This is a genomic window from Sphingomonas tabacisoli, from assembly GCF_042678385.1.
In the GTDB taxonomy this organism is placed as follows: domain Bacteria; phylum Pseudomonadota; class Alphaproteobacteria; order Sphingomonadales; family Sphingomonadaceae; genus Sphingomonas_B; species Sphingomonas_B tabacisoli.
In genome coordinates this window covers 1,273,723-1,296,942 of record NZ_JBHUDY010000001.1, presented here as the reverse complement: position 1 = coordinate 1,296,942, position 23,220 = coordinate 1,273,723, and the positions used below count along the sequence as shown (strand labels likewise).

Annotated in this window: 19 protein-coding genes and 3 pseudogenes; 8 read left to right on the top strand and 14 right to left on the bottom strand. The window is 63.9% G+C overall.

All coding sequences use genetic code 11. The features are described from left to right. Window positions 1-4 precede the first annotated feature (4 nt). Together ACFSCW_RS06785 and ACFSCW_RS06780 are read left to right on the top strand one after the other, a co-directional pair. The gene (locus tag ACFSCW_RS06785; protein WP_380888093.1) at window positions 5-1,672 is read left to right on the top strand and encodes a class I adenylate-forming enzyme family protein; all 1,668 of its coding nucleotides are present in this window, start codon (window positions 5-7) and stop codon (window positions 1,670-1,672) included. 263 nt (window positions 1,673-1,935) lie between these two features. Next, window positions 1,936-2,418 (top strand): GNAT family N-acetyltransferase, encoded by a 483-nt coding sequence (locus ACFSCW_RS06780; RefSeq protein ID WP_380888092.1) that lies wholly within the window; start codon window positions 1,936-1,938, stop codon window positions 2,416-2,418. A 118-nt stretch (window positions 2,419-2,536) separates the two neighbouring features. On the opposite strand, the pseudogene ACFSCW_RS06775 reads toward ACFSCW_RS06780, so the two are convergent. From ACFSCW_RS06775 to ACFSCW_RS06765, 3 genes and pseudogenes are all read right to left on the bottom strand, one after another. After that, window positions 2,537-2,897: pseudogene (locus ACFSCW_RS06775) on the bottom strand (site-specific integrase); the annotation flags it as partial. Between the two features lie 350 nt (window positions 2,898-3,247). Further along, window positions 3,248-3,679: a hypothetical protein gene (locus tag ACFSCW_RS06770; protein WP_380888091.1), complete on the bottom strand. Its 432-nt coding sequence runs from the start codon at window positions 3,677-3,679 to the stop codon at window positions 3,248-3,250. A gap of 52 nt (window positions 3,680-3,731) precedes the next feature. Continuing rightward, the gene (locus tag ACFSCW_RS06765) at window positions 3,732-4,319 is read right to left on the bottom strand and encodes a tyrosine-type recombinase/integrase (RefSeq protein ID WP_380888090.1); all 588 of its coding nucleotides are present in this window, start codon (window positions 4,317-4,319) and stop codon (window positions 3,732-3,734) included. Here ACFSCW_RS06765 and ACFSCW_RS06760 point away from each other — a divergent pair. From ACFSCW_RS06760 to ACFSCW_RS06750, 3 genes and pseudogenes are all read left to right on the top strand, one after another. Next, window positions 4,308-4,565, top strand: a complete 258-nt coding sequence (locus ACFSCW_RS06760; protein ID WP_380888089.1) for a hypothetical protein — start codon at window positions 4,308-4,310, stop codon at window positions 4,563-4,565. The two genes, ACFSCW_RS06765 and ACFSCW_RS06760, sit on opposite strands and share 12 nt — an antisense overlap. Before the next feature lie 354 nt (window positions 4,566-4,919). Further along, the gene (locus ACFSCW_RS06755) at window positions 4,920-5,495 is read left to right on the top strand and encodes a DUF6504 family protein (RefSeq protein ID WP_380888088.1); all 576 of its coding nucleotides are present in this window, start codon (window positions 4,920-4,922) and stop codon (window positions 5,493-5,495) included. Then, window positions 5,492-6,121, top strand: a pseudogene (locus tag ACFSCW_RS06750) (PHP domain-containing protein); the annotation flags it as partial. The gene ACFSCW_RS06755 and the pseudogene ACFSCW_RS06750, both read left to right, overlap by 4 nt. Here the strand turns inward: ACFSCW_RS06750 and ACFSCW_RS06745 are convergent. From ACFSCW_RS06745 to ACFSCW_RS06725, 5 genes are all read right to left on the bottom strand, one after another. Then, a complete protein-coding gene (locus ACFSCW_RS06745; RefSeq protein ID WP_380888087.1) occupies window positions 6,121-6,792 on the bottom strand; it encodes a helix-turn-helix transcriptional regulator in 672 nt (223 codons plus the stop codon). The pseudogene ACFSCW_RS06750 and the gene ACFSCW_RS06745 sit on opposite strands and share 1 nt — an antisense overlap. Before the next feature lie 761 nt (window positions 6,793-7,553). Then, window positions 7,554-10,640, bottom strand: coding sequence for an efflux RND transporter permease subunit (locus ACFSCW_RS06740; RefSeq protein WP_380890047.1), 3,087 nt, complete (start codon window positions 10,638-10,640; stop codon window positions 7,554-7,556). Between the two features lie 2 nt (window positions 10,641-10,642). Further along, the gene (locus tag ACFSCW_RS06735) at window positions 10,643-11,716 is read right to left on the bottom strand and encodes an efflux RND transporter periplasmic adaptor subunit (protein ID WP_380888086.1); all 1,074 of its coding nucleotides are present in this window, start codon (window positions 11,714-11,716) and stop codon (window positions 10,643-10,645) included. Window positions 11,717-11,719: 3 nt separating this feature from the next. Continuing rightward, a complete protein-coding gene (locus ACFSCW_RS06730; RefSeq protein ID WP_380888085.1) occupies window positions 11,720-13,126 on the bottom strand; it encodes an efflux transporter outer membrane subunit in 1,407 nt (468 codons plus the stop codon). Beyond that, the gene (locus tag ACFSCW_RS06725; protein WP_380888084.1) at window positions 13,126-13,728 is read right to left on the bottom strand and encodes a TetR/AcrR family transcriptional regulator; all 603 of its coding nucleotides are present in this window, start codon (window positions 13,726-13,728) and stop codon (window positions 13,126-13,128) included. Before ACFSCW_RS06725 ends, ACFSCW_RS06730 begins: the two co-directional genes overlap by 1 nt. 59 nt (window positions 13,729-13,787) lie before the next feature. On the opposite strand from ACFSCW_RS06725, the pseudogene ACFSCW_RS06720 reads away from it, so the two are divergent. Both ACFSCW_RS06720 and ACFSCW_RS06715 read left to right on the top strand, forming a co-directional pair. Next, window positions 13,788-13,914 (top strand): annotated as a pseudogene (locus tag ACFSCW_RS06720) (SDR family NAD(P)-dependent oxidoreductase); the annotation flags it as partial. 17 nt (window positions 13,915-13,931) lie between these two features. Continuing rightward, window positions 13,932-14,195 carry an amidohydrolase family protein gene (locus tag ACFSCW_RS06715; RefSeq protein ID WP_380890045.1) on the top strand — a complete coding sequence of 88 codons (264 nt, stop codon included), beginning with the start codon at window positions 13,932-13,934 and terminating at the stop codon, window positions 14,193-14,195. 390 nt (window positions 14,196-14,585) lie between these two features. Here the strand turns inward: ACFSCW_RS06715 and ACFSCW_RS06710 are convergent, their stop codons facing one another. The 6 genes from ACFSCW_RS06710 to ACFSCW_RS06685 all read right to left on the bottom strand — a co-directional run bounded on the left by ACFSCW_RS06710 (window position 14,586) and on the right by ACFSCW_RS06685 (window position 22,035). Then, entirely contained in the window at window positions 14,586-15,323 is a 738-nt protein-coding gene (locus ACFSCW_RS06710; protein ID WP_380888083.1) for an SDR family NAD(P)-dependent oxidoreductase, read from the bottom strand. Beyond that, entirely contained in the window at window positions 15,320-16,402 is a 1,083-nt protein-coding gene (locus ACFSCW_RS06705; protein WP_380890043.1) for a fumarylacetoacetate hydrolase family protein, read from the bottom strand. Before ACFSCW_RS06705 ends, ACFSCW_RS06710 begins: the two co-directional genes overlap by 4 nt. A gap of 50 nt (window positions 16,403-16,452) precedes the next feature. Further along, a complete protein-coding gene (locus ACFSCW_RS06700) occupies window positions 16,453-17,859 on the bottom strand; it encodes a sugar porter family MFS transporter (RefSeq protein WP_380888082.1) in 1,407 nt (468 codons plus the stop codon). Window positions 17,860-17,883: 24 nt separating this feature from the next. Then, window positions 17,884-19,437 carry an aldehyde dehydrogenase (NADP(+)) gene (locus ACFSCW_RS06695; protein ID WP_380888081.1) on the bottom strand — a complete coding sequence of 518 codons (1,554 nt, stop codon included), beginning with the start codon at window positions 19,435-19,437 and terminating at the stop codon, window positions 17,884-17,886. Window positions 19,438-19,566: 129 nt separating this feature from the next. Then, the gene (locus ACFSCW_RS06690; protein ID WP_380888080.1) at window positions 19,567-19,809 is read right to left on the bottom strand and encodes a hypothetical protein; all 243 of its coding nucleotides are present in this window, start codon (window positions 19,807-19,809) and stop codon (window positions 19,567-19,569) included. 444 nt (window positions 19,810-20,253) lie between these two features. Then, a complete protein-coding gene (locus ACFSCW_RS06685) occupies window positions 20,254-22,035 on the bottom strand; it encodes an IlvD/Edd family dehydratase (RefSeq protein WP_380888079.1) in 1,782 nt (593 codons plus the stop codon). A gap of 280 nt (window positions 22,036-22,315) precedes the next feature. Between ACFSCW_RS06685 and ACFSCW_RS06680 the strand changes: the two genes are divergently transcribed. Continuing rightward, window positions 22,316-23,167 (top strand): SMP-30/gluconolactonase/LRE family protein, encoded by an 852-nt coding sequence (locus tag ACFSCW_RS06680; protein ID WP_380888078.1) that lies wholly within the window; start codon window positions 22,316-22,318, stop codon window positions 23,165-23,167. Window positions 23,168-23,220 lie beyond the last annotated feature (53 nt).

Sequence of the window (23,220 nt, the reverse complement as noted above, 5' to 3'; positions counted from 1 at the left end):
AACGATGACCGAGGTTGCGCCATCGCCGTCGCTGGTGCGCGGCCCTCCGCTTGAAGACGAGCCGGGGCTCGGCGCGTTGACCCTGCCCGGGTACCTTCGTGAAGTAACCGAACGCTTCGCGGCACGTGAAGCGGTGGTGTTCCACAGCCCTCACGGCGTGATCCGATGGGATTACGCCACGCTCTGGGACAAGGCCGTGGCGGTTGCCAAAGCGCTGATCGCCCGCGGGCTCGGCAAGGACGGACGTGTCGGCATCCTGATGAGCAATCGGCCCGAATGGCTGGCTGCGACGTTCGGCATCTCGCTTGCCGGAGGCGTCGCCGTGCCGCTCAGCACGTTTTCGACGCGCGACGAGCTCGAGCATCTGCTGGCGGCATCGGACATCTCGGTGCTGCTCCTCGAACGCACTCTGCTCAAGCGCGACTTCCTGGCCGACCTTCACGCGATCGAGCCGGCGCTGGCGGGCACACCGCCATTCCGATGCCCCAGGTTCCCGTATCTGCGCCGCATCGTGGCGCTGGATCACACCACCGGAGCCGGTGAGTGGCAGCGCTTCCTCGAGGAAGGTCGCGACGTCGATACCGCATTGGTCGACGCCGCCGCGGCGCAAGTCCGGCCCAGCGACACCGCGGTGCTGTTCTTCTCCTCGGGCTCCACCCGGCTGCCCAAGGGCATTCTCAGCGCGCATCGCGGGGTCGCCATTCAGCTTTGGCGCTGGGCGCGGATCTACGCGCTTGAGGGGGATTTGCGCTGCTGGGCCGCCAACGGGCTGTTCTGGTCGGGCGTCTTCGGCATGGCGCTGGGCATGACCTTCTCCGCCGGCGGCGCGATCGTGCTCCAGCCGACGTTCGCAGCGGAAGAGGCGCTGCAACTGATGGAGCGCGAGAAGGTCAACGTGCCACTTGCCTGGGCCCACCAGTGGGCGCGCTTGGCCGAGGCTGCCGCGGACATGCCAGTCGATCTGTCGAGCTTGCGCTATCTCGATAGCGACACCCCGCTGGCCGCGCATCCGACCGTGCCGCGCGGGTGGAAGGAGCCGACCGGATACGGCGTCACCGAAACCTTCACGATTTGCGTGGCCTGGCCTGAGGGCACGCCATCCGCCATCCGGGGCACCAGTCACGGTGAAGTGCTTCCGGGCAATACTGTCAAAATCGTCGATCCGCTCACCGGCACCATCGTACCGCGCGGAATTTCGGGCGAGATCGTGGTCAGGGGCCCGACGCTGATGCTCAACTACGTCGGCATTCCCGCCGGTGAGACCCTGGATGCGGAAGGCTACTTCCACACCGGAGACGGCGGCCATTTCGACGAGTCCGGGCGATTGTTCTGGGAGGGCCGGCTCGACGACATCATCAAAACCGGCGGAGCGAATGTGTCGCCCGCCGAGGTCGACGCGGTGCTGGCGACCTGTCCCGGCGTCAAACTGGCCAGCACCGTCGGCGTTCCCCACGATACCCGCGGCGAGATGGTGGTCGCCTGCATCGTCGCGCGTGAAGACGCGCTTCTCGATGAAGCCGGGATTCGGACTTTCCTCAACGAGCGGCTCGCCAGCTACAAAGTACCGCGGCGCGTGCTGTTCCTGCGCGAGGAGGAACTGCCGCTCACCGGCAGCGCGAAAGTCAAGCTGGCAGCGCTGCGCGATGTCGCACAGCGCCACCTCGCAAGTTGAGGTGGAACTCAAGGTGTCGTTCGGGTCTCGTCCGTGACGGACAGCGAATTGCCGCCCAGACATTCGAGAATACGAGGCTAGTGGTCGGCAGCGAGGCTGGCACCTATCTCGGCAACCTTGCTTGCGCCGGCCTCGGCTCCGACCAAGCGCGTCAGCACCGCAGACATCCGCGCGTCCCCAGTAATCATCCGAATTTCGGTTACGGCGCCGGGCGCGCCGCGCTCCAGTGGAATTGATCGACGAGCATTCCTAAGACTCAGATCATGATTATCAGACAAGCGGTCGCTGCGGAGGCGCCAGCCATCGCCGGCATCATCATGCCAGTCATCAGGGACGGGGCCACCTATGCCTTGGAGCGGGACATCGGTGAGGACCAGGCGCTCGCGTACTGGATGGGCAGTGATAAGGAAACTTTCGTCGCCGAAACCGACGATGGGATCGTCGGAACCTACTACATCCGGCCCAACCAGCAGGGCGGGGGCGGTCACGTGTGCAACTGCGGCTATATGAGCAGCCCGACCGCGGCGGGTAAGGGCATCGCGCGAGCCATGTGCGCGCACTCGCTCGAACACGCCCGCGCGCGCGGCTTCCGCGCGATGCAGTTCAATTTTGTGGTCAGTACCAATGCGCGGGCGATCCACCTGTGGCATCGCATGGGCTTCGCCGAAGTCGGGCGCCTGCCCGCTACATTCAGGCATCCGACCCTGGGCTACGTCGACGCCTTGGTCATGTTTCGGGTCCTGTGACTGCCATAGACGCGCAAAGCCGTCACACGGCATCCGCAGCTTAGGCGTAGCTTTCCAGCCGATCAGGATAAGTCATACCGCCACAAACACAAATCGGTGCTTGCTCTGTACACAAGGCAAAGTCGTCGATGCAGCCGCCCTGCAGTTCAAGCCATTTGAGAAGGCTCGATCGAGCGGGCTCCAGTATCTCGAATTGAACCGGGCGGCCAGTCTTTTGCTGAATCACCGTCGCGCGATTACGGATCCGCCCGCCGGTCACCAGATCGCCGATCTTGACCTTCGCGACGTCGCAACCGCGCAGCTTGCTGTCGAGCGCGAGGTCGAACAATGCCCGATCGCGAAAGCGGCCCTCGGTGCTCGAGAAAGAAGCGGATCGCCCAGACGTCCTTTGGCTTCAGCGGCTTTCTGGCGCCCACCATCCTGGCGTCGTTCCACGGCCGGCGATGCCTGAAAGCTGGCTCATAACTTGTATGTCCCATGGCAGGTCTCCAGCGGCCGAAATGGTCGCAAGAGTGAAACGCCGGTTACGCAGATGCGATGGTCGGGGCCGTAACCGGAAAGTCCGGTTCAAGCTACAATACTGATATAGCTGCCACTCCATGCCTTCGCCTGCAATCGGGCAGGCGAATCTCATCGGCGAAGGCTACATCGAGCCGACCAGTCTATAGCCAACGCTCCGTCGATTCCGGGGGTACCGCGTCCGCGCCGTCGTTGAACCAACGAAAGCTACTTACTGAATTGAATGGAGCTTCTGAAATAGGTCTACGAGCCTCTACAAAATCGCAAATGACTAGGGCAATCTCACGAATGCGGGCCAATTTCTCAGGTGTCACCCGCGATCATTGTTAACACCAAGCCCAAGTTGGTGAGCGCATTGGGGGGCGGGGTGCAAATCCTCGCTGACGAAGAGCTGGCCAACCGTCTGTGTCTTCAAGTTGGCCGCACGCTCTGGTTCCTGACCCAGCGCGACTAGGTTCAAGGGCTGACTTGGTTTAAGCGGATATTTGATAGCAACGGGCCCAGTCCGGAACAATTGCTGTACGTGACCCTGTTCTTGGAGGAGTTTCAATTTTTCGCGACTGTTTGCAGCGACCTGGCTCAGGTCGAGCCCTAGCAGGGCCTCGGCAAAGTCATCCTCCTGGGCTTGATCGAATGCAATACGCGCGGCTTTGGTCCGCTGGTCCACGTGCATCACCCCGGTCAGGTAACTCTTGTCGCCGATCCTGAGTGGCGCCAGCCCTTCGCCAGCAGTGCCTTCCACTTAGCGCTTTGGGCTAAAGGCGCGGTTGGCGAGAGCGACCGCGCCTGTGTCGTCAGGCAGCCTGGCGCAGCGATTCCCCGGGCGCGTGACGCTCACTTCGCGCTTTGAGCGCCGCCTCGACGTGATCGTTCCACAAGTCCAACGCCTCGCGCTTTTCCTTCTTCCAGTCATGCCGCTGGTAGATGCCGGCGACGCCCGCACGCGAACCGCCGATATGGTTCAGAATCGCCTCGGTGACCTCGAAGCGAACGCCTAGCCTCTGAAAGCCGGTTGCGAGCGTGCGGCGCAGGTGGTGCAGTTGCCAGGGTGCGAGCGCTCCGCCACCGTCATCCGCAACCAGTGCGTCGAGCTTGGTCTTGCCCTTGTGATATCCGGTAAAGCCCGCCCCGGTCGACGTCGCGAAGACCCTGCCGCGGCGCGGCCATTTGTCCTGTCCCGCGGCCTCGTCCAGCACCGCGACGGCAAGGGCGTTCAAGGGCACGCAATTGGGCTCGCCGTTCTTGGCGCGCTCGCCGGGAAGGGTCCAGAGCAGCTCGGTCCGATCCAGCTCCTCCCAGGCCAGCGAGCTCACTTCCTCACGGCGCTGGCCGGTCACGATGAGCAGCCGGACGATCGGACCAAAGCAGGGATGGCTTTTCATCGCCTGGTTCCAGATCCGGGCGAGTTCCTCGTCGGCCAGCCAGCGGTCGCGGGATTTAACCGCCGGCGGGGTCTCCATCCCCTCCAGGGGACTTCGCTCGACATCGCCGCGGCTGACTGCCCAGCGGAAAAGGCGGCGGAGGACGGCGAACACATTGCGCCGATTCGCGGCCTGCGCCGCAGGCATGCGGTCGAATACCGCGACGATGTCGGCGCGCGTGATCTTCGGCAGCGGCTTCTGGCGTAAGACGGGGGTGGCATGAATGCGGAGGCACCGCTCGACGAGCCTCCGCCAGCCTGCGCCGGTGCAGGACTTCTCGAATCGGCCGGCATAGGTGTCGAAGGCAAGATCGACCGCCTCGCGCCGACGCTGCCGTTCGGCATCCCCTGGATCGATGCCCGCGGGCTACGAGCAGCGACAGGCGCTCCGCCTCATCCCTTGCGGTGGTCGGCGTCCAGGGCGATCAGTTGTTGACCATGCCGCGTCCATCCGGCTTCCACGTGGACCAATGGCGAAGAGGCTCGGCCCCAATGCGGTGAGGCACAGCGGATCGGGATCAGCGCATCGTGGGCAACGCGCGACGCCAAGCACCTCAAGCGCATGTTCGGGCTGAAGCTCGATCGGATCGAGCCGGGCCTTGGCATCGAAGCGATGCACCTCCTCGTGCCGCACAGCGAGCCGCTCGGCGCGAGCACGGCGGGATCTCTCATCAGGTCCGATGTAGCCGCGACGGACCTGGCGCCGGCGATCGATCAGCTTGTCGGCCGGGCGGGCGAGGACGCCGTGTTCCGTGTGGCTCCCAACGAAAGCGACGTTCCCGAGCGCGCCATTCGCCGTGTCGGCCCATTGGACGAACCAGGTTGTTGGCCGAAGTGGAAGCGCCCGGTCCGCATGCTGCGCCGGCCGGAGCATTTGACACATGTCGTAGCGCTGCTCCCCGACCATCCGCCGCGGCGCTTTACCTGGCGCGGTCAGGCCTATCGGGTGACGGTCGGCGATGAGCCCGAACGGATCCACGGCGAATGGTGGCGGACCGATAGCGAACTGTGGGCGGTGCAGGACTATTTTCGCGTCGAGGTGGAAAGCGGCGAGCGGTTCTGTCTGTTCCGGCGCGGCGACGGTTTCGAACCTGAGACCGGTGATCTCAGCTGGTACATCCATGGAATGTTCGGCTGATGGCCTATGTCGAACTTCAGGTGATGAGCCACTTCTCGTTCCTGCGCGGGGCGAGTTCGCCAGAAGAGCTGTTCGCGGCGGCAGCACTCCAAAGTCATAGCGCCCTCGGGCTCGCCGACTGGGGCAGCGTTGCCGGCGTCGCCCGCGGCTGGGACGGACAGAAGACCACAGGCGTGCGGATGATCCCCGGCGCCCGCGTCCATGCAACCGACGGCCATGGCCTGCTTCTTTACCCGCAGAACCGCGCTGCGTGGAGCCGGCTGACCCGGCTAGTGTCGATCGGCAAGGCCCGCGGCGGCAAGGGCTTCTGCATCCTCGATTGGGCCGACATCGTCCATCATGCCGAAGGACTGGTCGGCATCCTGCTGCCTGATCTTCCGGACGAAACGGCCGGGCTCCAGCTCGCCGACGTGGCAGCGGCGTTTGGCGCCCGCGGATATTGCGCGCTGTCGTTCCGACGCCGGCCCGACGATGCGATCCGGCTCCACGACCTCGCCGCTCTAGCCGGCCGTTACGGCGTGCGTGCGGTCGCGACGGGCGACGTGCTCTATCACAGCCCGGAGGTGCGGCCGCTGCAGGACGTGGTGACGGCGATCCGGGAAAAGACGACGGTCGACGCACTCGGCTAGGCATTGCGGACAGCCTCCACATGCTCGTGAGCCGTTGCGCGAGACACGCCGAGAATGTGGCCGATCTCCGGATCGGTCTTGCCCCGACCCACAAGGGTCAACGCATCGTGTTGCCTGTCTGTGAGGATGGGCGCCGGCTCGATTGCGATGCTGGATCTAGCCCGCATTATCCTGCGCCCCGTCTCGAATGCGAATGTTCCGCACAGCTGGGCGACGGCGAGCGCATCGGGGATGAGGTTGTCGAGCGACCGCGCGCTGAACGAGCAGGTGCCGTGATACTCGCCGGGTAGATAAACCGGCACGGTGAATCCTTCGCCGAGCCCGAACGCGGCGGCCTCGGTCAGGATCTGCTTATGGCGTGGTGTGAGCCTGATGAAGTTGCCGACGTCACGCCAGAGGAACCCAACGACGGTCTTCGTGCTGGCGATGTGAATTGGGTCGTCGGAATAATATCGTCGGCCCACATGATGCGACACCCAGCTCTTGTCATAGGTGGACAAGCTGATGGCGTCCTCGGGCGGCCGCGCGAGATCGACATGGTGGCCCATGGCGAATCCCGAAAAGCCGAGAGTGCAGGTTGCGAACTCGAGCGCCGCATGGAGGTCGCTTTCTGTTCGGGCGGTCTGGAAGTTCGACAGCAGAGCGTCGAGGCAGGATACTATCGTCATATGCCTACGAGGGTGCCTTCGCATTACGTTTTCTTAAGCGGATGCAATCGGCAGCTCGGCGTTACGTCAACCGGATTCACCACAAACCGATCACTTTAGGCCGCGTTGTTTCCGACGCCCGCGTAGCCGGAATCCAAGGAAGAGAGCGCGCTGGCAGCGGGGGCACGGTAGGCCCCACGACATTTTCCGGAGGGCGCCATGACCATCGAGCGTCCTGCCGAAATCCGGATCCACGCTTGGGATGGCGAGAAAATCCCGTTGTTCGGATTTCCGGCAGGGCGCGACGTCGAGCCGCGATGGATTTCGGCTAAGTAGGCCAGGACCCTTGCCCCGCTTTCTTCCGAAACCTTGGGATTGGCAGCCGAAAGACGCCCGTTGGGGACTGGTCATGCGCGACAATCCGCGCCTTTCCGCGGCGAGCCAAGCGAAAGGGCTCGGCGCGCCGGAGCCGATCAGGCGCCTGCTTGCTGCGCGATCGCCATCTCAGCGGCACTCAGGTTGAAGCGACTGCCGCATCACGGTCGCGTACGGGCGCATCGCGTCACTCGTCGAAGTCCACATATGATGGCGACCACAGGGTATCGGCGTCCGGCGAAAATAGGTACTGTCCTTCCGGGCATGGTGAATGCAGAGAGCGACCAACTCAAGCGCGCCGGCCGGCCAGAGGCGGGTCAACGGCTCGAGACGATTGCAATCGTGTCGGTTTTACCTTCGTCAAAACGACAGCCCGGGATCGCGGCTGATCAAAGTGAGATGTTGCTCTAATGGGGAGCCGGCAACTCCAGCCCGGATGATTCATCCTCAAGGGGAGCATCGTCTCCAGCCACGCGCGGCGTCACGAAGCGGGCAAAACGCGGACGAATGCGCCACTCCACCCGTTCGATGAGCTCATAGACAACCGGAACGAGAAGCAGGGCGAGAACCGTCGAGCTTATCAGGCCACCAATTACCGCCACGGCCATTGGCTGACGAAAGCTTGCGCCCTCGCCAATGCCGAGCGCGGTGGGCAGCATCCCGGCAGCCATTGCCACCGATGTCATCGTAATAGGCCGCGCGCGTTCCCGACATGCTTTGAGGATGGCCTGGCGCTGCGATTGCCCAGCACGCTCGGCCTCGATCGCGAACTCGACCAGCAGGATCGAGTTTTTGCCGGCCAAGCCGAGCAGCATCAGCATGCCGATCAAGACCGGCAACGTGATCGCCAGCCCCGTCACCTTCAGCGCGATGAACGCCCCGATCAAGGTGAGTGGCAATGCTGAAATGATCGTAATCGGTTTGAAGAAGCTGTGAAACAGCAACACGAGCACGCCGTAGATCAGCAAGATGCCAGAGATCATCGCGATGATGATGTTCCCGAACAAGTCCGCCATCGCCTCCGTGTCACCGGTCTGCGCCAGGCTGACCCCGGGCGGCAAATGGCTCATGATCGGGAGCTTGTTGATCGCCTTGAGCGCCTGCCCCAGCGTGACGCCATTCAGATCCGCTTGAACCGAGACCCTGCGGGCTCGATCATAGCGGATGATTTGCCCGGGCCCTTCGTCGAGGGACAGGTCAGCCACGCTGCCCAGCGTCGTGGTTTTTCCACCGAGCGTCGGCAACCGAAGATTGGCGAGGACATCGGGATTCACGCGGTCGAGTTCGGGCAAGCGGACCCTGATCGGAATCCTTCTCTCGGAGGTCGAAAACTTCGGCACATTGGCGTCTATGTCGCCGATCGTCGCAACGCGGACAGCCTGGGCGATGGTCCGTGCCGAAACCTGGAGACGGGCCGCCTCCTGAGCACGCGGCCGGATGATGAGCTCTGGGGCGGCCGGCGGCGGCGTTGGACGTGGTTCCAGGACCTCTGGCAGCGTCCGCATCTGGCGCACCAACTCAGTCTGGGTGCGTTGCAGCAAGGCGCTGTCACTTCCGGTCAGCACCACTTCGACGCCGGCACGGCCGAAGCCTCCTCCCTCGGTCGCGATGCGCACATTTGGAACTGCCCTGAGCGTGCCCGCGAGCGAACGCTGGAAGTCGTCCGTCGTCACTCCACGGTCACGTTTCAGGATGATGGTCATATGACCGGACGTCAAAGACCCCTCCGCCCCGACCTGAGCGAAGACACGCTCGACTTCCGGCCTCTTTTGGAGGCTGCGCGTAACCTCTGCCACGGCCTGTTGCATTTCTTCGAATGTCGCACCCTGCCCTCCCTCGATGGAAAGATAGGAAATGCCCGTGTCGCCGACCGGCTGGAAACCCGTGGGCAAGGTCGCCGCGAGAGCGAGCGATCCGGCCAGCAGGAGCGTGCCGATGCCCAGCGCAGTCCAGGGCCGCGCCAGGTTCCAATCCAAAGCTTCCGCATAGAGACCTGGAAGCGGGCGATGCCGTTGCGGAGGTCGCGACTTCAAAAAATAAGCGGCCAGCACCGGAGTGAAGAGACGTGCCACAAGAAGCGAGAAAAGGACCGCGACTGAAACCGTCAGCCCGAACTCGCGAAAGAACTGGCCCGCCTGGCCTCCCATGAAGGAGACCGGCGCGAAGACAGCGACAATCGTAAAGGTCGTGGCGATGACTGCGAGCCCGATCGCATCAGCGCCAATCAGCGCAGCCCGGTAAGGCGTCGCCCCGGTCTCGATGCGCTTTTCTATGTTCTCAATTTCAACAATCGCATCGTCGACCAAGATGCCAATGACGAGCGTCAGACCCAGCAAAGTGATGCCGTTCAGACTGAAACCGAAGATCACCATGGCGGCGAAGGTCGGAATGAGCGACAAAGGCATGGCGACTGCAGCAATCAGCGTCGCCCGCCAACTTCGCAGGAAGAGATAAACGACAAGCGCAGCAAGCAGCATTCCCTCCCAAAGGACATGCATAGTCGCCGAAAAGCTTCTGCGGGTATTGTCCACGGTCGAGACGATCTCGGTGAACTTCACCGCGGGGTAGGCACGTCGCAATGCATCGACCGACTGGCGCACCCGGTCCTCGGTGCTAACGTCGCTCGCCTGCTTGGTCTTGCTGACCTGAAAAGCGACCACTGGTTTGCCGTCCAGACGGGCGAAGCTGCGTTGTTCACCCGCGCCGTCCACGATCGTTCCAAGGTCGGTCAGGCGGACATAGCTGCCATTCGCAATAGGGATGGTGGTCGCCGCGATCGCGGTGACATCCCTGGCCTCTCCCAGGACGCGCACGGTCTGCTCCGAACCGCCGATATCCGCTCGCCCGCCAGTGTCGTTTACATTGGTCGAAAAAAGCGCGCTGTTGACCTGTGCGGCGGTTACCCGGAATGCCGCCAGTCGCCTTGGATCCAGCGTCACCACGATTTCACGGGTCAATCCGCCAACCCGTGCGACTTGCGACACACCCGGTTGCGCCTGCAATGCACGCGAAACCTTGTCATCGACAAACCACGACAGATCCGCATCTGACATGGTCGAGGATGACACCGCGTAGGTGATGATCGGCAGCCCGGCTATGTCGACACGTCGCGTCGAAGGCGGATCTATCCCACCCGGCAGCAACACGCGGGCGCGCTCGACGGCAGTTCGAACATCGTCCGTCGCCTTCTGCATGTCTGTACCGAGTTCAAACTCGGCCGTGGTAACCGAGGATCCCAGCGACACGGCCGAGGAGATGTGACGAAGCCCGGCGATCCCGGCAAGAGCATCCTCAACAGGTCTAGTGATCTGCGATTCAACCTCCGAAGGCGCCGCGCCGCTTTGGGTCACGGAGACCTGTACGATCGGAAACTCGACATTCGGATACTGCTTGACGGGCAATTTGAGATAGCTGACCACGCCCGCGAGCGTCAGAGCGAGAATGACGAGCACGACCGGAGTCGGCGTTCGGATCGCCCACGCCGAAATTCGCATGCTCACGGCACCATCCGCGGCGCAACTTTGTCGCCATCGAGCACGAAGCCCTGCCCCCCGATCAGCACTCGGGTTCCGATCGCTGGCCCGTCGATGACTGCGATCCATCCACCGGAGCTCGCGCCGGTATGAACAGGCCTCGATCGTACGCGATTGTCCGAATCGAGAATCATCACGCTTGCCGTGCCACTCTCGTGCCTGATGGCACTCTGTCGGACGGCCGGAACCTCCGCCTCCGCGACGGTAAGATGCGCCTCGGCGAATCCGCCGGGACGAAGCGCGCGGTCAGGCCCCATCAGAATCCGCGCTCGGCCAAGTTTCGTTTGCGGATCGATTTCGGCGCTGACCAACCTTACGGTACCGGGCAACGTCAGACCGGATGGCAGGGTCAGCGTTGCGGGCTGGCCCGGCCGGACGAGATTGATGGACTGTTCTGGCACCTCGGCATCGAGCTCGACCAGATTGTCGCGCGCTATCCGGAACATGATGGTTCCGGGTGCGGCGATGTCGCCTGGCCTCACCGCACGCGAGAGTATTCGTCCACTGACGGGCGCGCGTATGGTCATAAAGCCCTGGCGAACCAGAAGCGCCTTAAGTGCCGCTTGAGCCTGGGCGAGAGTGGCGCCCGCGGTACGCGCCCCAAGCCTGCGCTCGGTGATCGCCTCGGATGACAACACGCCAGCATTTTCGAGACCGGAAACCCGGGCAGCTTCCGATCGTGCCTTTTCGGCTGCTATGCGCTGCTGAGCCACGACAGCACGCTGCTGCTCGATGTCGGCGCGAAGCAAACTGTCATCGAGCACGGCGAGCGGCTGTCCTGCCCTGACTTGATCATCCTGATCAACATAGACATGCGCGACCGCAAACCCTGAGAGCTGACTGGAAACCGCGGCTTCCTCGCGCGCGACCAGGACGCCGGAGACCAGCAGATCCTGGGCGATTGCGCGCCGCTCGATCTTGCCCGCTGACACCGCGCGCGGCATCGCCGCCGCGCGCGCATTTTGCGCCTCCTCATTTGCACCGGACCCGCAGCCTGCCAGAAGGAGAGACGACAATAATAAAGGAGCAACGCGCAACTCTCAGTTCTCCAAAGCGCCAGTTGGGTTCCATCCACCGCCAAGGGCCTTGAAGCCGGCAATGGCATCGGAGAGCGTCGACGCTCTTTGCGTAACAAGCGCGATACGCGCTGCGCGCCACGCCTGCTCGGTCTGCAGTAATGCGTCGAGGTCGACGACGCCGGCGCTGAAGCCGCGCTGCTGAGCCTCGAACGCGAAACGCGCGCGCACCTCAGCCCGCTTCAGTTGATCGAGCCGCTCGAAGTCCGCGCTGATCCGGGTAAGCACATTCTCCGCTTCTCCGTAAGCCGCCTGAACCGCGCGCTCATATTCGATAACCGCCTGCTCGCCACGCGCGGTCTGCGCGTCGATCTGCGACAGCAGTCGCGGCCGGTCGAGAAGCGGGACGACCAATCCCGCACCAAGCGACCATAGCGACTGGACGTAGCTTTGGGGCTGAAGGATCTTTGTAATACTCGCCCCGGGCTGGAAGGTGAGCCGCGGAAAAAGCGCCAGTTCGTCCAGCCGCAAATTGCCCGCCGCCGAACGCAGTCGAGCCTCCGCCTCACGCACGTCCGGCCTGCGTGCCATAACCTCCGCTGGCGTGGTAACCGGGGGGCGCGGCGGATCGGGCAGATTTGGCCCAATCAACAGGCTATCCAACGACTGCGAGCCTTGCCCCAGCAAAACCAGTAGATTGCGGCGCCCGACCAAGAACTGCGCCTTGAGGCTCGTCAGCTCGGCCTGGGAGTTGGCGAGCTGCGTGTCCAGCCTGGCCGCGTCCGACTCCGATCCGAGGCCCGCGTCAGACCTCACCCGTCCAACGCGAGCGAGCTCGCGCGCAATACGCAGCGTCTCCTCGGCCTCGACGATCTGCGCCGACAGATTTCGAGAGCCAATAAGCTGCGTTGCCACTTCGGCTGCAAGGCTGAGCCGACTGGCCTCATATTCAAATCGGGCAGCGACAAGGTCGGCGTCCGCAGCCTGCCGGGCAGCCGCTCGACGGCCGAACAGATCGATTTCCCAGCTGGGATTAAAGGACGCACCCGCGCTGGTTGACGCGCCCGTGCTCTGGAGCTCGGACTGACTCTCCGGAAGGCCAGAAACGCTCGTGCGACTGTGCGAGACGCTCGCGCCGGGATTGCCCTGCGGGTCATAGGAAGTAAGTGCGCCACGGCGAACAGCTTTCGCCTCGCGCAGCCGCGCCATCGCCGTGCGCGCATCCGGCGCGCTCTTGAGCGCCAGTTCTACAAGCGTCGTGAGCTGCTCGTCGTCGAAGAGTGCCCACCATCGAGCGCTTGAGTCGTCCGAAACTGCCGCTCCAGGCGCGGCTTCGAAGCGTCTCGGAACATCGATTTTCGGTGCCGGCAACTGACCGGCCGCGCAGCCCGAAAGAAGCGACAGGATGGCAATGGCGCATATGGAACGCATTACCTGGCACCATAAGCCGCGAGAATGCACTCCACCGCGGCTTCTGCCGACCTGTCAACGATGGACTCGGAAACGCCGTCGATTGAACCGATTAGCAAGCGGTAGGGCAGATCGCTCAACAATGCGCGAAAGTGGTAAACAATCTGGTCGATGCTTCCTTCGCGCAACGCTCCGGCAGCTTGCGCCTCGGTAAAGCAGGCAGCGACCGCTGGCCACAAGCGCGGACCAGCATTTGCCTCGATCGCGTCGATAATCTGCCGCGCCTGTATTTTCTCGGCAACCACTAACCGCTGGATCGAGACAGCATGCTGGCTCGTGTGCATCGCTAAGTATCTCTTCGCGAAGTCGTTGAGGCGACATTCGAACCGTTCATTGCCTGCCAGCGCGGACAAGAGAGCTCCGGCCGCCGGGATGGCCTTCTCCGCAAGCGAGGCGGCCAGCAACTCGTCCTTGGTCTTGTAGTAATTGTATATCGTCGCCTTCGAGCTTCCCATTCTGCGCGCGACGTCCGCGAGAGTCGTCTTGTGATATCCTCGCGCCCCGAATTCCAATGCGGCAGCATCGATAATTTCTCGCCGTTTCGCTTCGGTCTTGATGCGCATGCACAGCCTTTATCCGAACCCGCTGGATCGGTAAAGAGCAACGGCGTTGTTTTCTTTGATGTTTGGCTGCGGTCGTCCCGTTGATGCGCGAACGGTTACGGCCGCATTGTCAACGTCTCGTCCGTCGCCGGCAAGGAAGGCAGTCCCAATGCCTCGGCCTACTCAGCCTCTAAAGCGACAGTGCTTCCGAATGTGGCGGCAAAATTTCGGGCTTCGGCTTCGTCCAGCGCCCGCCGACGGTCGATCTCATCCGTCCTTATGTGGGTGAAGTGATCGATGGCTTCGGACGCGATCGCTGCATGATCGCGAGCGACTTTCCGACCGACAAGCTCTTTGGCAGCGTCGACGATACGCTGGGCGCAATCGCGGCTTCGATCTCTGATTTGTCGGACGATGAGCAACGGGACCTGTGGGGCCGCAACGCGAACCGGATTGACCGGCTGCACCTTCCCCACCTCACCGTCTGATGTGAATATCAAAGCTATCGCTATAAGGACAATGTCGCCGGGACAGCGCGCCGCCAAAACTGGCGGAGCTGGCCGGCACTTGCGCGATGTCCACCCGACAACTGACCCGCATCACCATCGGCGAATATCTCAGCCAAGCCAAAATCGATCGGGCCAGGCGTCTGCAGGGTTCTCAGCGCAGCATCGCGGAGATCGCATTCCTGTTCGGCTTGGAGTCGTCTTCAGGCTCCGCAGGGCGACCGGGTCGACGCCGCGTCAGTTTCGGACGCGGCAGCTGAGGCCAAGTCAGCGAAAGAGACGCCCTACCCGACGGAGGTGCGTCTCAACAATCACGTTCGACGGCAGCTCAGCCGCATTGAAGAGCAGCCGGAATCCTCACGGTGGGATCAGTCACCGCCAGCCGGCGTCGATCCAATATTCGTGCCCAGTGCATAGCCGCGCGTCGTCGGAAGCGAGAAACAGGACCAGTGCAGCGACATCGCTCGGCTGGAGGCGGCCAGCAAGGCATTGCGAAGCGATGATCTCCGCTTCCGCCTCGGGCGTGTACCATTGCATCTGCCGCGGCGTCTGGACGTTGCCCGGAATGACGCAGGTGACGCGGGTGCCGGCGCCGCCCAGTTCGCGGGCGAGCGCACGGGTCATGCCTTCGATTCCTGCCTTGGCGGTCTCATAGGCCACGAGGCCGGGTAGACCGAGGTGCCACGAAATCGAGCCCAAATTGACGATCGCCCCGCCACCCCGCGCCTTCATGCCCGGCGCCACCTCGCGGGCGCACAGCAGCAAGTGACGCAGGTTCACGGCCATGCTGCGGTCGAAATAGTCGGCGGTCACTTCGTCCAGGCCGTGACGGTCGTCGCGCGCAGCATTGTTGACCAGCACGTCGACCGGGCCAATCCGCGCAAAGGTCTCCGCGATCGCGCCGGGGTCGGTCAGGTCGCATCGATGGAAGCTCGGCGTTCCAAGCCGCTCCGCGAGCGCGCGCGAATCCTCCTCTGCGACGTCAAGGAAGTGGACTTCGCTGCCCTGGTCGACGAAACGTTCCACCACGCCGGCGCCGATCCCCGAGCCGCCGCCGGTGATGACGACTCGCTTGCCCTTGAGGCTGGGGTAGATTGCGCGCCCGCTCATGCCAGCAGGCCTCGGCCGGCGAGATTGCGCATCAGGTCGGACAGCCCGAACGTCCATGCCGGCGCTTCCTCCGCGGGCGTGACCTTGTTCTCCAGCACGCCGAGCCGCGGCGTAAAAACCCGGACGACATCGCCTCGTTTATGGGTGAAGCCCAGCCCGGGCTGGTCGCGATCCTGCGTCGGCGCGAACATCGTACCCAGGAAGAGCACGAACCCGTCGGGGTAACGGTGATGGCTGAGCGCCTGGGCGACGAGCTCCTCGGGATCCCGGCTGATCTGATTCATGGAACTCTCGCCTGACAGCCGGAATTGATCATCGCCGGCGATCTCCAGCCGAACCACCGCATTGCGGACATCGTCGAGCGTGAACCGATCGTCGAACAGGCGGATGAACGGACCGAGCGCGCAGCTGGCGTTGTTGTCCTTGGCTTCGCCAAGCAGCAGGGCGCTGCGTCCTTCAAAGTCCCGCAAATTGACATCGTTGCCGAGCGTCGCACCGACGGCCCTGCCGTCGGGGGCAACGGCGAGGACTATCTCCGGCTCCGGATTGTTCCAGTGGGAATCGCCGCGCACCCCGATCCAGGCGCCCCATCCGACTGCCGAAAGCGGCTGCGCCTTCGTAAATATTTCGGCGTGCGGTCCGATTGCGACTTCGAGATATTGCGACCAAAGTCCATCGGCGATCAGCGCCTCCTTCAGGCGCGCGGCAGCCTCCGAGCCGGGCTTGACCGAGCGAATGTCGGCGCCGACCCGTTCGCGCAAGGCGTCGCGGATCTCCTCCGCTTTCCTCGCATCACCGCGCGCGCGCTCCTCTATCACCCGCTCGACGGCAGACACGGCGAAGGTCACGCCGCTCGCCTTGATGCACTGCAGGTCGATCGGCGCGAGCAGCGATGTCGTCGCTCCGTCTTCCCAGCTGGGCGCCCAAGGCAGCTCATCGATCGGCCCGAGATCACGGCCTTGCGGCACGTCGCCGCGCCAGTGCCGGACGAAGTCGGCGCAAGTCGGCGCGAAAGTCGAGACGTCGAGCACTCGTCCGCGATGCACCAGGATCGGCGTCGGCCCGTCTGGAGCTTCCATCCGTCCGAGCAGCAAGGCGTCGCTCCAGTCGTCCGGCAGCGCGGCCGTGCTCACCCTTTCATCTCCTCAAGCTCGAGGCCCTTGGTTTCATGAACCATGGCGCGCGTGAAGAAGTACGAGATCAGCGCGAACACGGCGTAGCCGACATAGGTGACCGCCAGGCCAGGCGAGGTCGCGAGCGTCGGAAAACTGACCGAAACGGTCGCGTTGGCGATCCACTGTGCGAAGCCTGCCACCGCCAGGCCCGAGCCGCGCAGCTGATTGGGAAACATTTCGCCGAGCATCACCCACATGATGGGTCCCCAGCTCATGTTGAAGAATACCGTGTAGAGATTGGCAGCGACCAGCGCGATCAGCCCGTTGCTGCCCGGCAGGGACACCGCGCCGGCGGCATCCGTCACCGCTGTCGAGAAGGCCCATGCAACGGTCGCCAGCGTCGCCGCCATGCCGAGCGAGCCGAACAGCAGCAGCGGACGGCGCCCCACGCGGTCGACCAGCGCGATCGTCAGCAGGCAGGCGCCGATCGACAGCGTGCCCGAGATGATGTTGATCTGGAGCGACTGGTCCTCGGTGAAGCCGACCGCTTGCCAAAGGGTAGCGCCATAATAGAACACCACGTTGATGCCGACGAACTGCTGGAACACGGCCAGCCCGATGCCTGTCCAGACCAATGGCCGGATGCGGCCCGTCACGCGGTCGATCAAGTCGGAGAGCTTCGGCTTGTGGTGATCCGCGGCAAGGCTGGCGTCGATCTCGGCGACCTTGCCTTCCGCCTGATCCGCACCGAAGAGCTTCGCCAGGACGCGCGCCGCTTCCTCCTTGCGGCCTCGGATCACGAGCCAGCGGGGGCTTTCCGGGATCAGCAGCAGCGCGACGAAATAAATTCCGGCGGGTATGGCCTGCAGCCAGAACATCCAGCGCCACGCCGCTTGGCCCGCCCACAAAACGGCGGTCGAGCCACCGGCGACACGGGCCAACACGAAATTCGCGACGAAGGAGCCGGTCAGGCCGGCAATGATCATCACCTGCTGGATCGAGGACAAGCGCCCTCGTACGCCAGCAGGAGCGACTTCGGAGATATAGACCGGCGAGATGACGCTGGCCGCGCCCACTCCCAGCCCGCCGATGATCCGTGCGAGGATGAACAACGCCGAGCTGGAGGCAGCGCCCGCTAGACCAGCGCTGACCAGGAACAACACTGCCCCGAGCATCATCACGCTGCGCCGTCCGATCGCGTCCGCCAGCCGTCCTGCGAGGAACGCGCCAATCGCAGAGCCGAGCAGGATTGCTCCGACGTTGATACCAATGCCTAACTCGCCAAGATCGAACGCGGCCTCGAGCCCCTTTTGAGTGCCGTTGATCACGCCGGAGTCGTAGCCGAACATGAACCCACCAATCGTCGCGACGGTTACGATCAGGACGATGAAGCCGAGATTCGCCCGCTGATTTACACTCATCGATTTAGTCCCCTCCGGCCCAAATTAATTGCTTGTCCATTCGCCCTCGACCCGACGCGGGATGCGCCACGGGTTCGCCGCCTGCAACGGCGGCGGAAGCAACGGGTCTGGAATGTCTTGGTAGCAGACCGGGCGTAGGAAGCGGCTCATCGCCATGGTTCCGACCGAAGTGGAGCGCGAGTCCGAAGTGGCGGGAAACGGCCCGCCATGGACCATTGCGCGGGTTACCTCGACGCCGGTGGGCCAGCCGTTGGCGAGAACGCGCCCGCAGCGCTCGGCGAGCCTGGGCAAGATTTCTGCTGCCGCCGCGTCGTCGCCGGTACCGGTGTGGAGCGTCGCGGTCAGCTGCCCCTCGAGCGCGGCGACGACCTCGCTAAGCTCGGCAGCGTGGGCGCAGCGCACCAGCACCGACGAAGCGCCGAAGACCTCGTGGCCCAGCGCCGCGTCGGCGACGAACTTCGCCGCGGTGGTTTCGAACAGCGCTCCGCCTGAGCCAGGCGCGCCGGCAACGCGCCGTACCGCGGCGTTGGCATCGAGCGCGGCAACGCCCTTGGCATAGGCTTCGGCAATCCCGGCGGTAAGCATGGTCTGCGCCGCGCTTCTTTCCAGCACTTGCGCTGCGGCCGCGACAAACCTGTCTAAATCGGGCGCGTCGATCGCCAGAACCAGCCCGGGGTTGGTGCAGAATTGCCCGGCTCCCAGGGTAAGCGACGCGACGAACGCCGCGCCGAGTGCTTCGGCATTCTCGGCCAGCGCTCCGGGCAACAAGACGACCGGATTGATGCTACTCATCTCCGCATAGACCGGGATCGGCTCGAGCCGCTGTTGCGCGAGGCGGACGAGCGCAAGGCCGCCGCTTCGCGACCCAGTGAAACCAACAGCCTTGATCCGTGGGTCACCGACGAGCGAAGCTCCGAGTGCATTGCCGGTGCCCGGCAGGTAAGAGAAGACGCCTTCAGGAAGGCAGCATTCCGTGACGGCGCGGGCCATTGCGCGCGCAACGAGCTCGCCGGTGCCGGGGTGCGCCGGATGGCCCTTGACCACCACCGGGCAACCCGCCGCGAACGCGGAGGCAGCGTCTCCGCCAGCGACCGAGAATGCCAGCGGGAAGTTCGAGGCGCCGAACACCGCGACCGGCCCTATCGCTAAGTTCACCCGCCGCAAGTCCGACCGGGGCGGCGCACGCTCGGGCAGCGCGGGATCGATCGTCGCGTCAAGCCAGTAGCCTTGGCGCACCTCGGCCGCGAACAGGCGCAACTGGTTCACCGTGCGCATGCGTTCGCCTTCCAGACGGGGGCGAGACAGGCCACTCTCGGCCATCGCGGTTTCGATAAGCACATCACCGATCGCCAGGATTTCCTCGCCGGCGCGCTCGAGGAATGCCGCGCGACCCTCGGGAGATAACGCCGCGAAGGCAGGCGCAGCCGCGGCAGCGAGCGCGCAGGCATCGGCCACGTCCGCCGCCCCTGCTTCACAAAACGCCGGACCGATCGTCGCCCCGGAGGCTGCGTCGCGTCCGGCGAATGTTTCATTTGTGCGCCGAGTTTCGGAACCGATCAGAATGCTGCCGTCAATCATGCTAACCCCGTGGTTATGGCGCCGCCCGCGATTCCTGGCGACTGGACCGAAACGTTGACCGGCCCTCCCGGTCCGGTCGAGCGCAGGATGGCCCGGGCGCGGATGTGGGCATTGGCGCCGAGCCGCTGGTCATTGAGCCAGGCCTCGACCTGCTCGCGTGCGCAATCGAACAGCACTTCGATCCGCGCGTCCGCAGGACTGCTCGACGCGGAAATGTTTGAGATACCAGCCTTCGCTGCCGATGGTGAAAACAGTGCCGGACTTGCCGATCGCGGCTTTGGTGAACAGGCCATCTGTGCCGCCCGGAAGGTCCTCAATGCTCCAGTCATGACGCAAGTCCTCCTTGCGCCAGTCGGAGTCGTCGATCTGCATTCCTTCGAACGAGTCTGCGCCGCAATGGAATGGCCAGCCAAGATCGAACGGAATGTCGCGCAGCCCAGTTCCCGAACTGGCCGCCGTCCCGGCTCCCCGAAGACAGCGCGAGCGCCCGCGCTGAGCGCCAAGGCCTCGCGACGGTCGGCGTGTATCACCTCGGGCTCAAGGCCGCGAGCTGTGGGTCGATCCGGTCGAGGTCGGCGGCCTTGGCCAGATTGAACTGCGAGATGTCGCGGAACGAGAAGTTGCCGAGGTGCGGAGTGATCGGCCCCCTCAGCCGGCCCTCGATTTCTGGGCATCTCCTTGAGAACGATTGCCCTTGCTGCGGGAATCGCCCTCAGGTCGCGGATCGACAAATCGCGGGTGTTGAGCACAAGCGCCGCACGCATGAGCGATTGATCGGCCTGCGCCGGCGGATGGAACGGAGCGTCCATCGTCCCTCTAGTGATTGTCGCGCGGCAGGCCGCGGGTCTGGGCAATGCGCTGAAACTGCTCGCCGCCCTCGAGAATCGCGCCCGCGCCCAAATCGCCCACCATGCCGCGCTGGATCGCCTGCCACGGCGTCTGGGAATCGGGGTAGGCATAGCCGCCCGCAGCCTCGAGCGCGCGGCGACGCTTGGTCAACTCCTCGGCAGGGATCAAAACGTCCGCGGTGCCACGCTTGAGATCGATCCGCACCCGGTCCCCGCTTTTGAGTATAGCCAGGCCACCGCCGGTGGCCGCCTCGGGGCTCGCGTTGAGGATCGAGGGACTGCCGCTGGTGCCAGACTGGCGCCCGTCGCCTATGCAGGGCAAGGCATGCACGCCTTCCCGCAGCAGATGCGCCGGCGCGCGCATATTGACCACTTCGGCGGCGCCAGGATAGCCGACCGGCCCCGCGCCGCGCATGACCAAAAGGGTCTGAGCATCGATTCCCGTCGCGGGGTCGTCGACCCGCGCATGATAGTCTTCGGGTCCGTCGAACACGACCACGGGACCCTCGAAGGCATCCGGATCCTCAGGATTTGACAGATACCGCTGCCGGAACTCGTCGGAAATGACGCTCGTCTTCATGACTGAGCTGTCGAACAGATTGCCCGACAGCACGATGAACCCCGCCTCATCGACTAGCGGGCGATCGAAGGGGCGGATGACCTTTTCATCTTCGATCGACACGCCCCGGCAATTTTCGCCGATCGACTTGCCGTTGACGGTCAGCGCATCCTCGCGGATCAGCTGCTGGCCCATCAGTTGCGCGATCACCGCCGGCACACCGCCAGCGCGGTAATAATCTTCGCCTAGATATTCGCCGGCAGGCTGAAGGTTTACCAGCAATGGCACATGGTGCCCATATTCCTGCCAGTCGTGGACGGTCAGCTCGACTCCCATGTGGCGCGCGATGGCGACGAGGTGGATCGGCGCATTGGTGGAGCCGCCAATAGCCGAGTTGACGACGATTGCGTTCAGGAAGGCGTCGCGAGTCATCACGTCCGATGGCTTGAGGTCCTCGGCGACCATTTCGACGATCCGCTTTCCGGTGTCGTAGGCGACTTCCTGGCGATTGCGATAGGGCGCCGGGATCGCCGCCGAGCCGGGCAGGCTCATCCCCAGCGCCTCGGCCAGGCTGTTCATCGTTGTTGCCGTGCCCATGGTGTTGCAATAGCCTGTCGACGGCGCGGAACTCGCTACCAGCTTGATGAATCCGTCGTCGTCGATCTCGCCCGCGGCGAGCAGCTCGCGGGCCTTCCACACGATCGTGCCGCTGCCGGTGCGCTCTCCCTTGTGCCAGCCGTTCAGCATCGGCCCGACAGAGAGAGCGATGGCCGGGATATTGACGGTGGCGGCCGCCATCAGCGCCGCCGGCGTGGTCTTGTCGCAGCCGATGGTCAGGACCACTCCGTCCAACGGATAGCCGTAAAGCACCTCGACGAGGCCGAGATAGGCGAGGTTGCGGTCTAACCCCGCGGTCGGACGCTTGCCCGTTTCCTGAATCGGATGAACCGGGAACTCGATGGCGATGCCGCCCGCCTCGCGTATGCCTTCGCGCACGCGCTGCGCCAGCACCAGATGGTGGCGATTGCAGGGTGAAAGGTCGCTTCCGGTCTGGGCAATGCCGATGATCGGTCGCCCGCTGCGCAGCTCCTCCAGGCTCAGCCCGAAATTGAGGTAGCGCTCGAGATAGAGCGCCGTCATGTCGATGTTGTCGGGGTTATCAAACCAAGCGCGCGAGCGAAGCTTGTTCATGATGGACGCTCAACCTCCTCGGTTCAGAGCGGATGGCAGCATTATGCCGCAATCGGAAGCTCTCCCCGATGCTCATTTGCGATTTCGCGGGGGTGATGTTTGCGCAGCCCCTGTCAAAGCCTGAATAGTTTTCAGCAGATCGTGGACGCAATGCTGTTTTCGGCACTAGGGTGAGCGATTATGCAAATCAGCGCGTTGTTCAAAATCATCTCGATCAATGCCACCCGGAAAAGCTGAGGTGGCCCCGGTCTCATCTCGAAGCGAGCAGGAACCCACCTGCGTGTGGGACCTAGGCTGCGAGCTTGGCGAAGGCGCGTTGTGGTCGTCGCTTGATGAGGCGGTTTGGTTCGTCGACATAAAGAAGCGCCAGATCCACCGGTTTCGGGACGATGAACGCCGCTCTTGGCAAGCGCCGGAACAAGTCGGGTTCGTGCTTCCTGCAGCCGACGGCACCTGGATTGCCGGGCTGCAGAGCGGCCTTTCCAGATTCGACCCCGAAAGCGGCCTGTTCGACAGGCTCGTGCCGCCCGACGATCACGGTTCCTCCCAGCGGCTCAACGACGGTTATGTCGATTTCGATGGGCGCCTCTGGTTCGGATCGATGAACGATTCCGAGGCGCCAGGTGGCGGCAAGCTTTACCGCCTGCTCAGCGACGGCACCTGCCGGGTCCTGGACGCACCGTACACAATCCCCAACGGCCCGGCCATGAGTCCCGATGGACGGACCTTCTACCACACCGAAACCTCCGAGCGGGTCATATACGCATTCGACGTGGCCGCCGACGGCGCTTTGTCCAACAGGCGGCCATTTGTCCGGATCGCGCGCGCCGGCGCATTCCCCGACGGGCCGCTTGTCGATGCCGAGGGCTGTCTGTGGACAGCGCTGTTCGGTGGATGGGGGCTTGAGCGTTACTCACCCCGGGGCGAACTGATCGACTATATTCGATTGCCCGTGCCGAACGTCACCAAAGCCGCGTTTGGAGGACCAGACCTCTCAACCCTCTACGTGACGACGGCAAGGCTCCATATGAGCCCTGCCGCGCGAGCAGCCCATCCTCTCGCCGGCGGTCTCTTTCGGCTCGAGACGGAGGTGCCGGGTTTGCCGCTCAACCAGATTCGTCAAGGTCTTTGACAGCAAAGCCAGCAACTGTGGATAAGGGCTGACGATTGGATGGCCACGCCGAT

Excerpts from the sequence above, each read along its gene's own strand:
- ACFSCW_RS06785 (WP_380888093.1), top strand. The coding sequence starts at position 5 with ATGACCGAGGTTGCGCCATCGCCGTCGCTGGTGCGCGGCCCTCCGCTT.
- ACFSCW_RS06780 (WP_380888092.1), top strand. The coding sequence starts at position 1,936 with ATGATTATCAGACAAGCGGTCGCTGCGGAGGCGCCAGCCATCGCCGGC.
- ACFSCW_RS06760 (WP_380888089.1), top strand. The coding sequence starts at position 4,308 with ATGGCTTTTCATCGCCTGGTTCCAGATCCGGGCGAGTTCCTCGTCGGC.
- ACFSCW_RS06765 (WP_380888090.1), bottom strand. The coding sequence starts at position 4,319 with ATGAAAAGCCATCCCTGCTTTGGTCCGATCGTCCGGCTGCTCATCGTG.
- ACFSCW_RS06755 (WP_380888088.1), top strand. The coding sequence starts at position 4,920 with ATGTTCGGGCTGAAGCTCGATCGGATCGAGCCGGGCCTTGGCATCGAA.
- ACFSCW_RS06745 (WP_380888087.1), bottom strand. The coding sequence starts at position 6,792 with ATGACGATAGTATCCTGCCTCGACGCTCTGCTGTCGAACTTCCAGACC.
- ACFSCW_RS06740 (WP_380890047.1), bottom strand. The coding sequence starts at position 10,640 with ATGCGAATTTCGGCGTGGGCGATCCGAACGCCGACTCCGGTCGTGCTC.
- ACFSCW_RS06730 (WP_380888085.1), bottom strand. The coding sequence starts at position 13,126 with ATGCGTTCCATATGCGCCATTGCCATCCTGTCGCTTCTTTCGGGCTGC.
- ACFSCW_RS06725 (WP_380888084.1), bottom strand. The coding sequence starts at position 13,728 with ATGCGCATCAAGACCGAAGCGAAACGGCGAGAAATTATCGATGCTGCC.
- ACFSCW_RS06710 (WP_380888083.1), bottom strand. The coding sequence starts at position 15,323 with ATGAGCGGGCGCGCAATCTACCCCAGCCTCAAGGGCAAGCGAGTCGTC.
- ACFSCW_RS06705 (WP_380890043.1), bottom strand. The coding sequence starts at position 16,402 with ATGGAAGCTCCAGACGGGCCGACGCCGATCCTGGTGCATCGCGGACGA.
- ACFSCW_RS06700 (WP_380888082.1), bottom strand. The coding sequence starts at position 17,859 with ATGAGTGTAAATCAGCGGGCGAATCTCGGCTTCATCGTCCTGATCGTA.
- ACFSCW_RS06695 (WP_380888081.1), bottom strand. The coding sequence starts at position 19,437 with ATGATTGACGGCAGCATTCTGATCGGTTCCGAAACTCGGCGCACAAAT.
- ACFSCW_RS06690 (WP_380888080.1), bottom strand. The coding sequence starts at position 19,809 with ATGCAGATCGACGACTCCGACTGGCGCAAGGAGGACTTGCGTCATGAC.
- ACFSCW_RS06685 (WP_380888079.1), bottom strand. The coding sequence starts at position 22,035 with ATGAACAAGCTTCGCTCGCGCGCTTGGTTTGATAACCCCGACAACATC.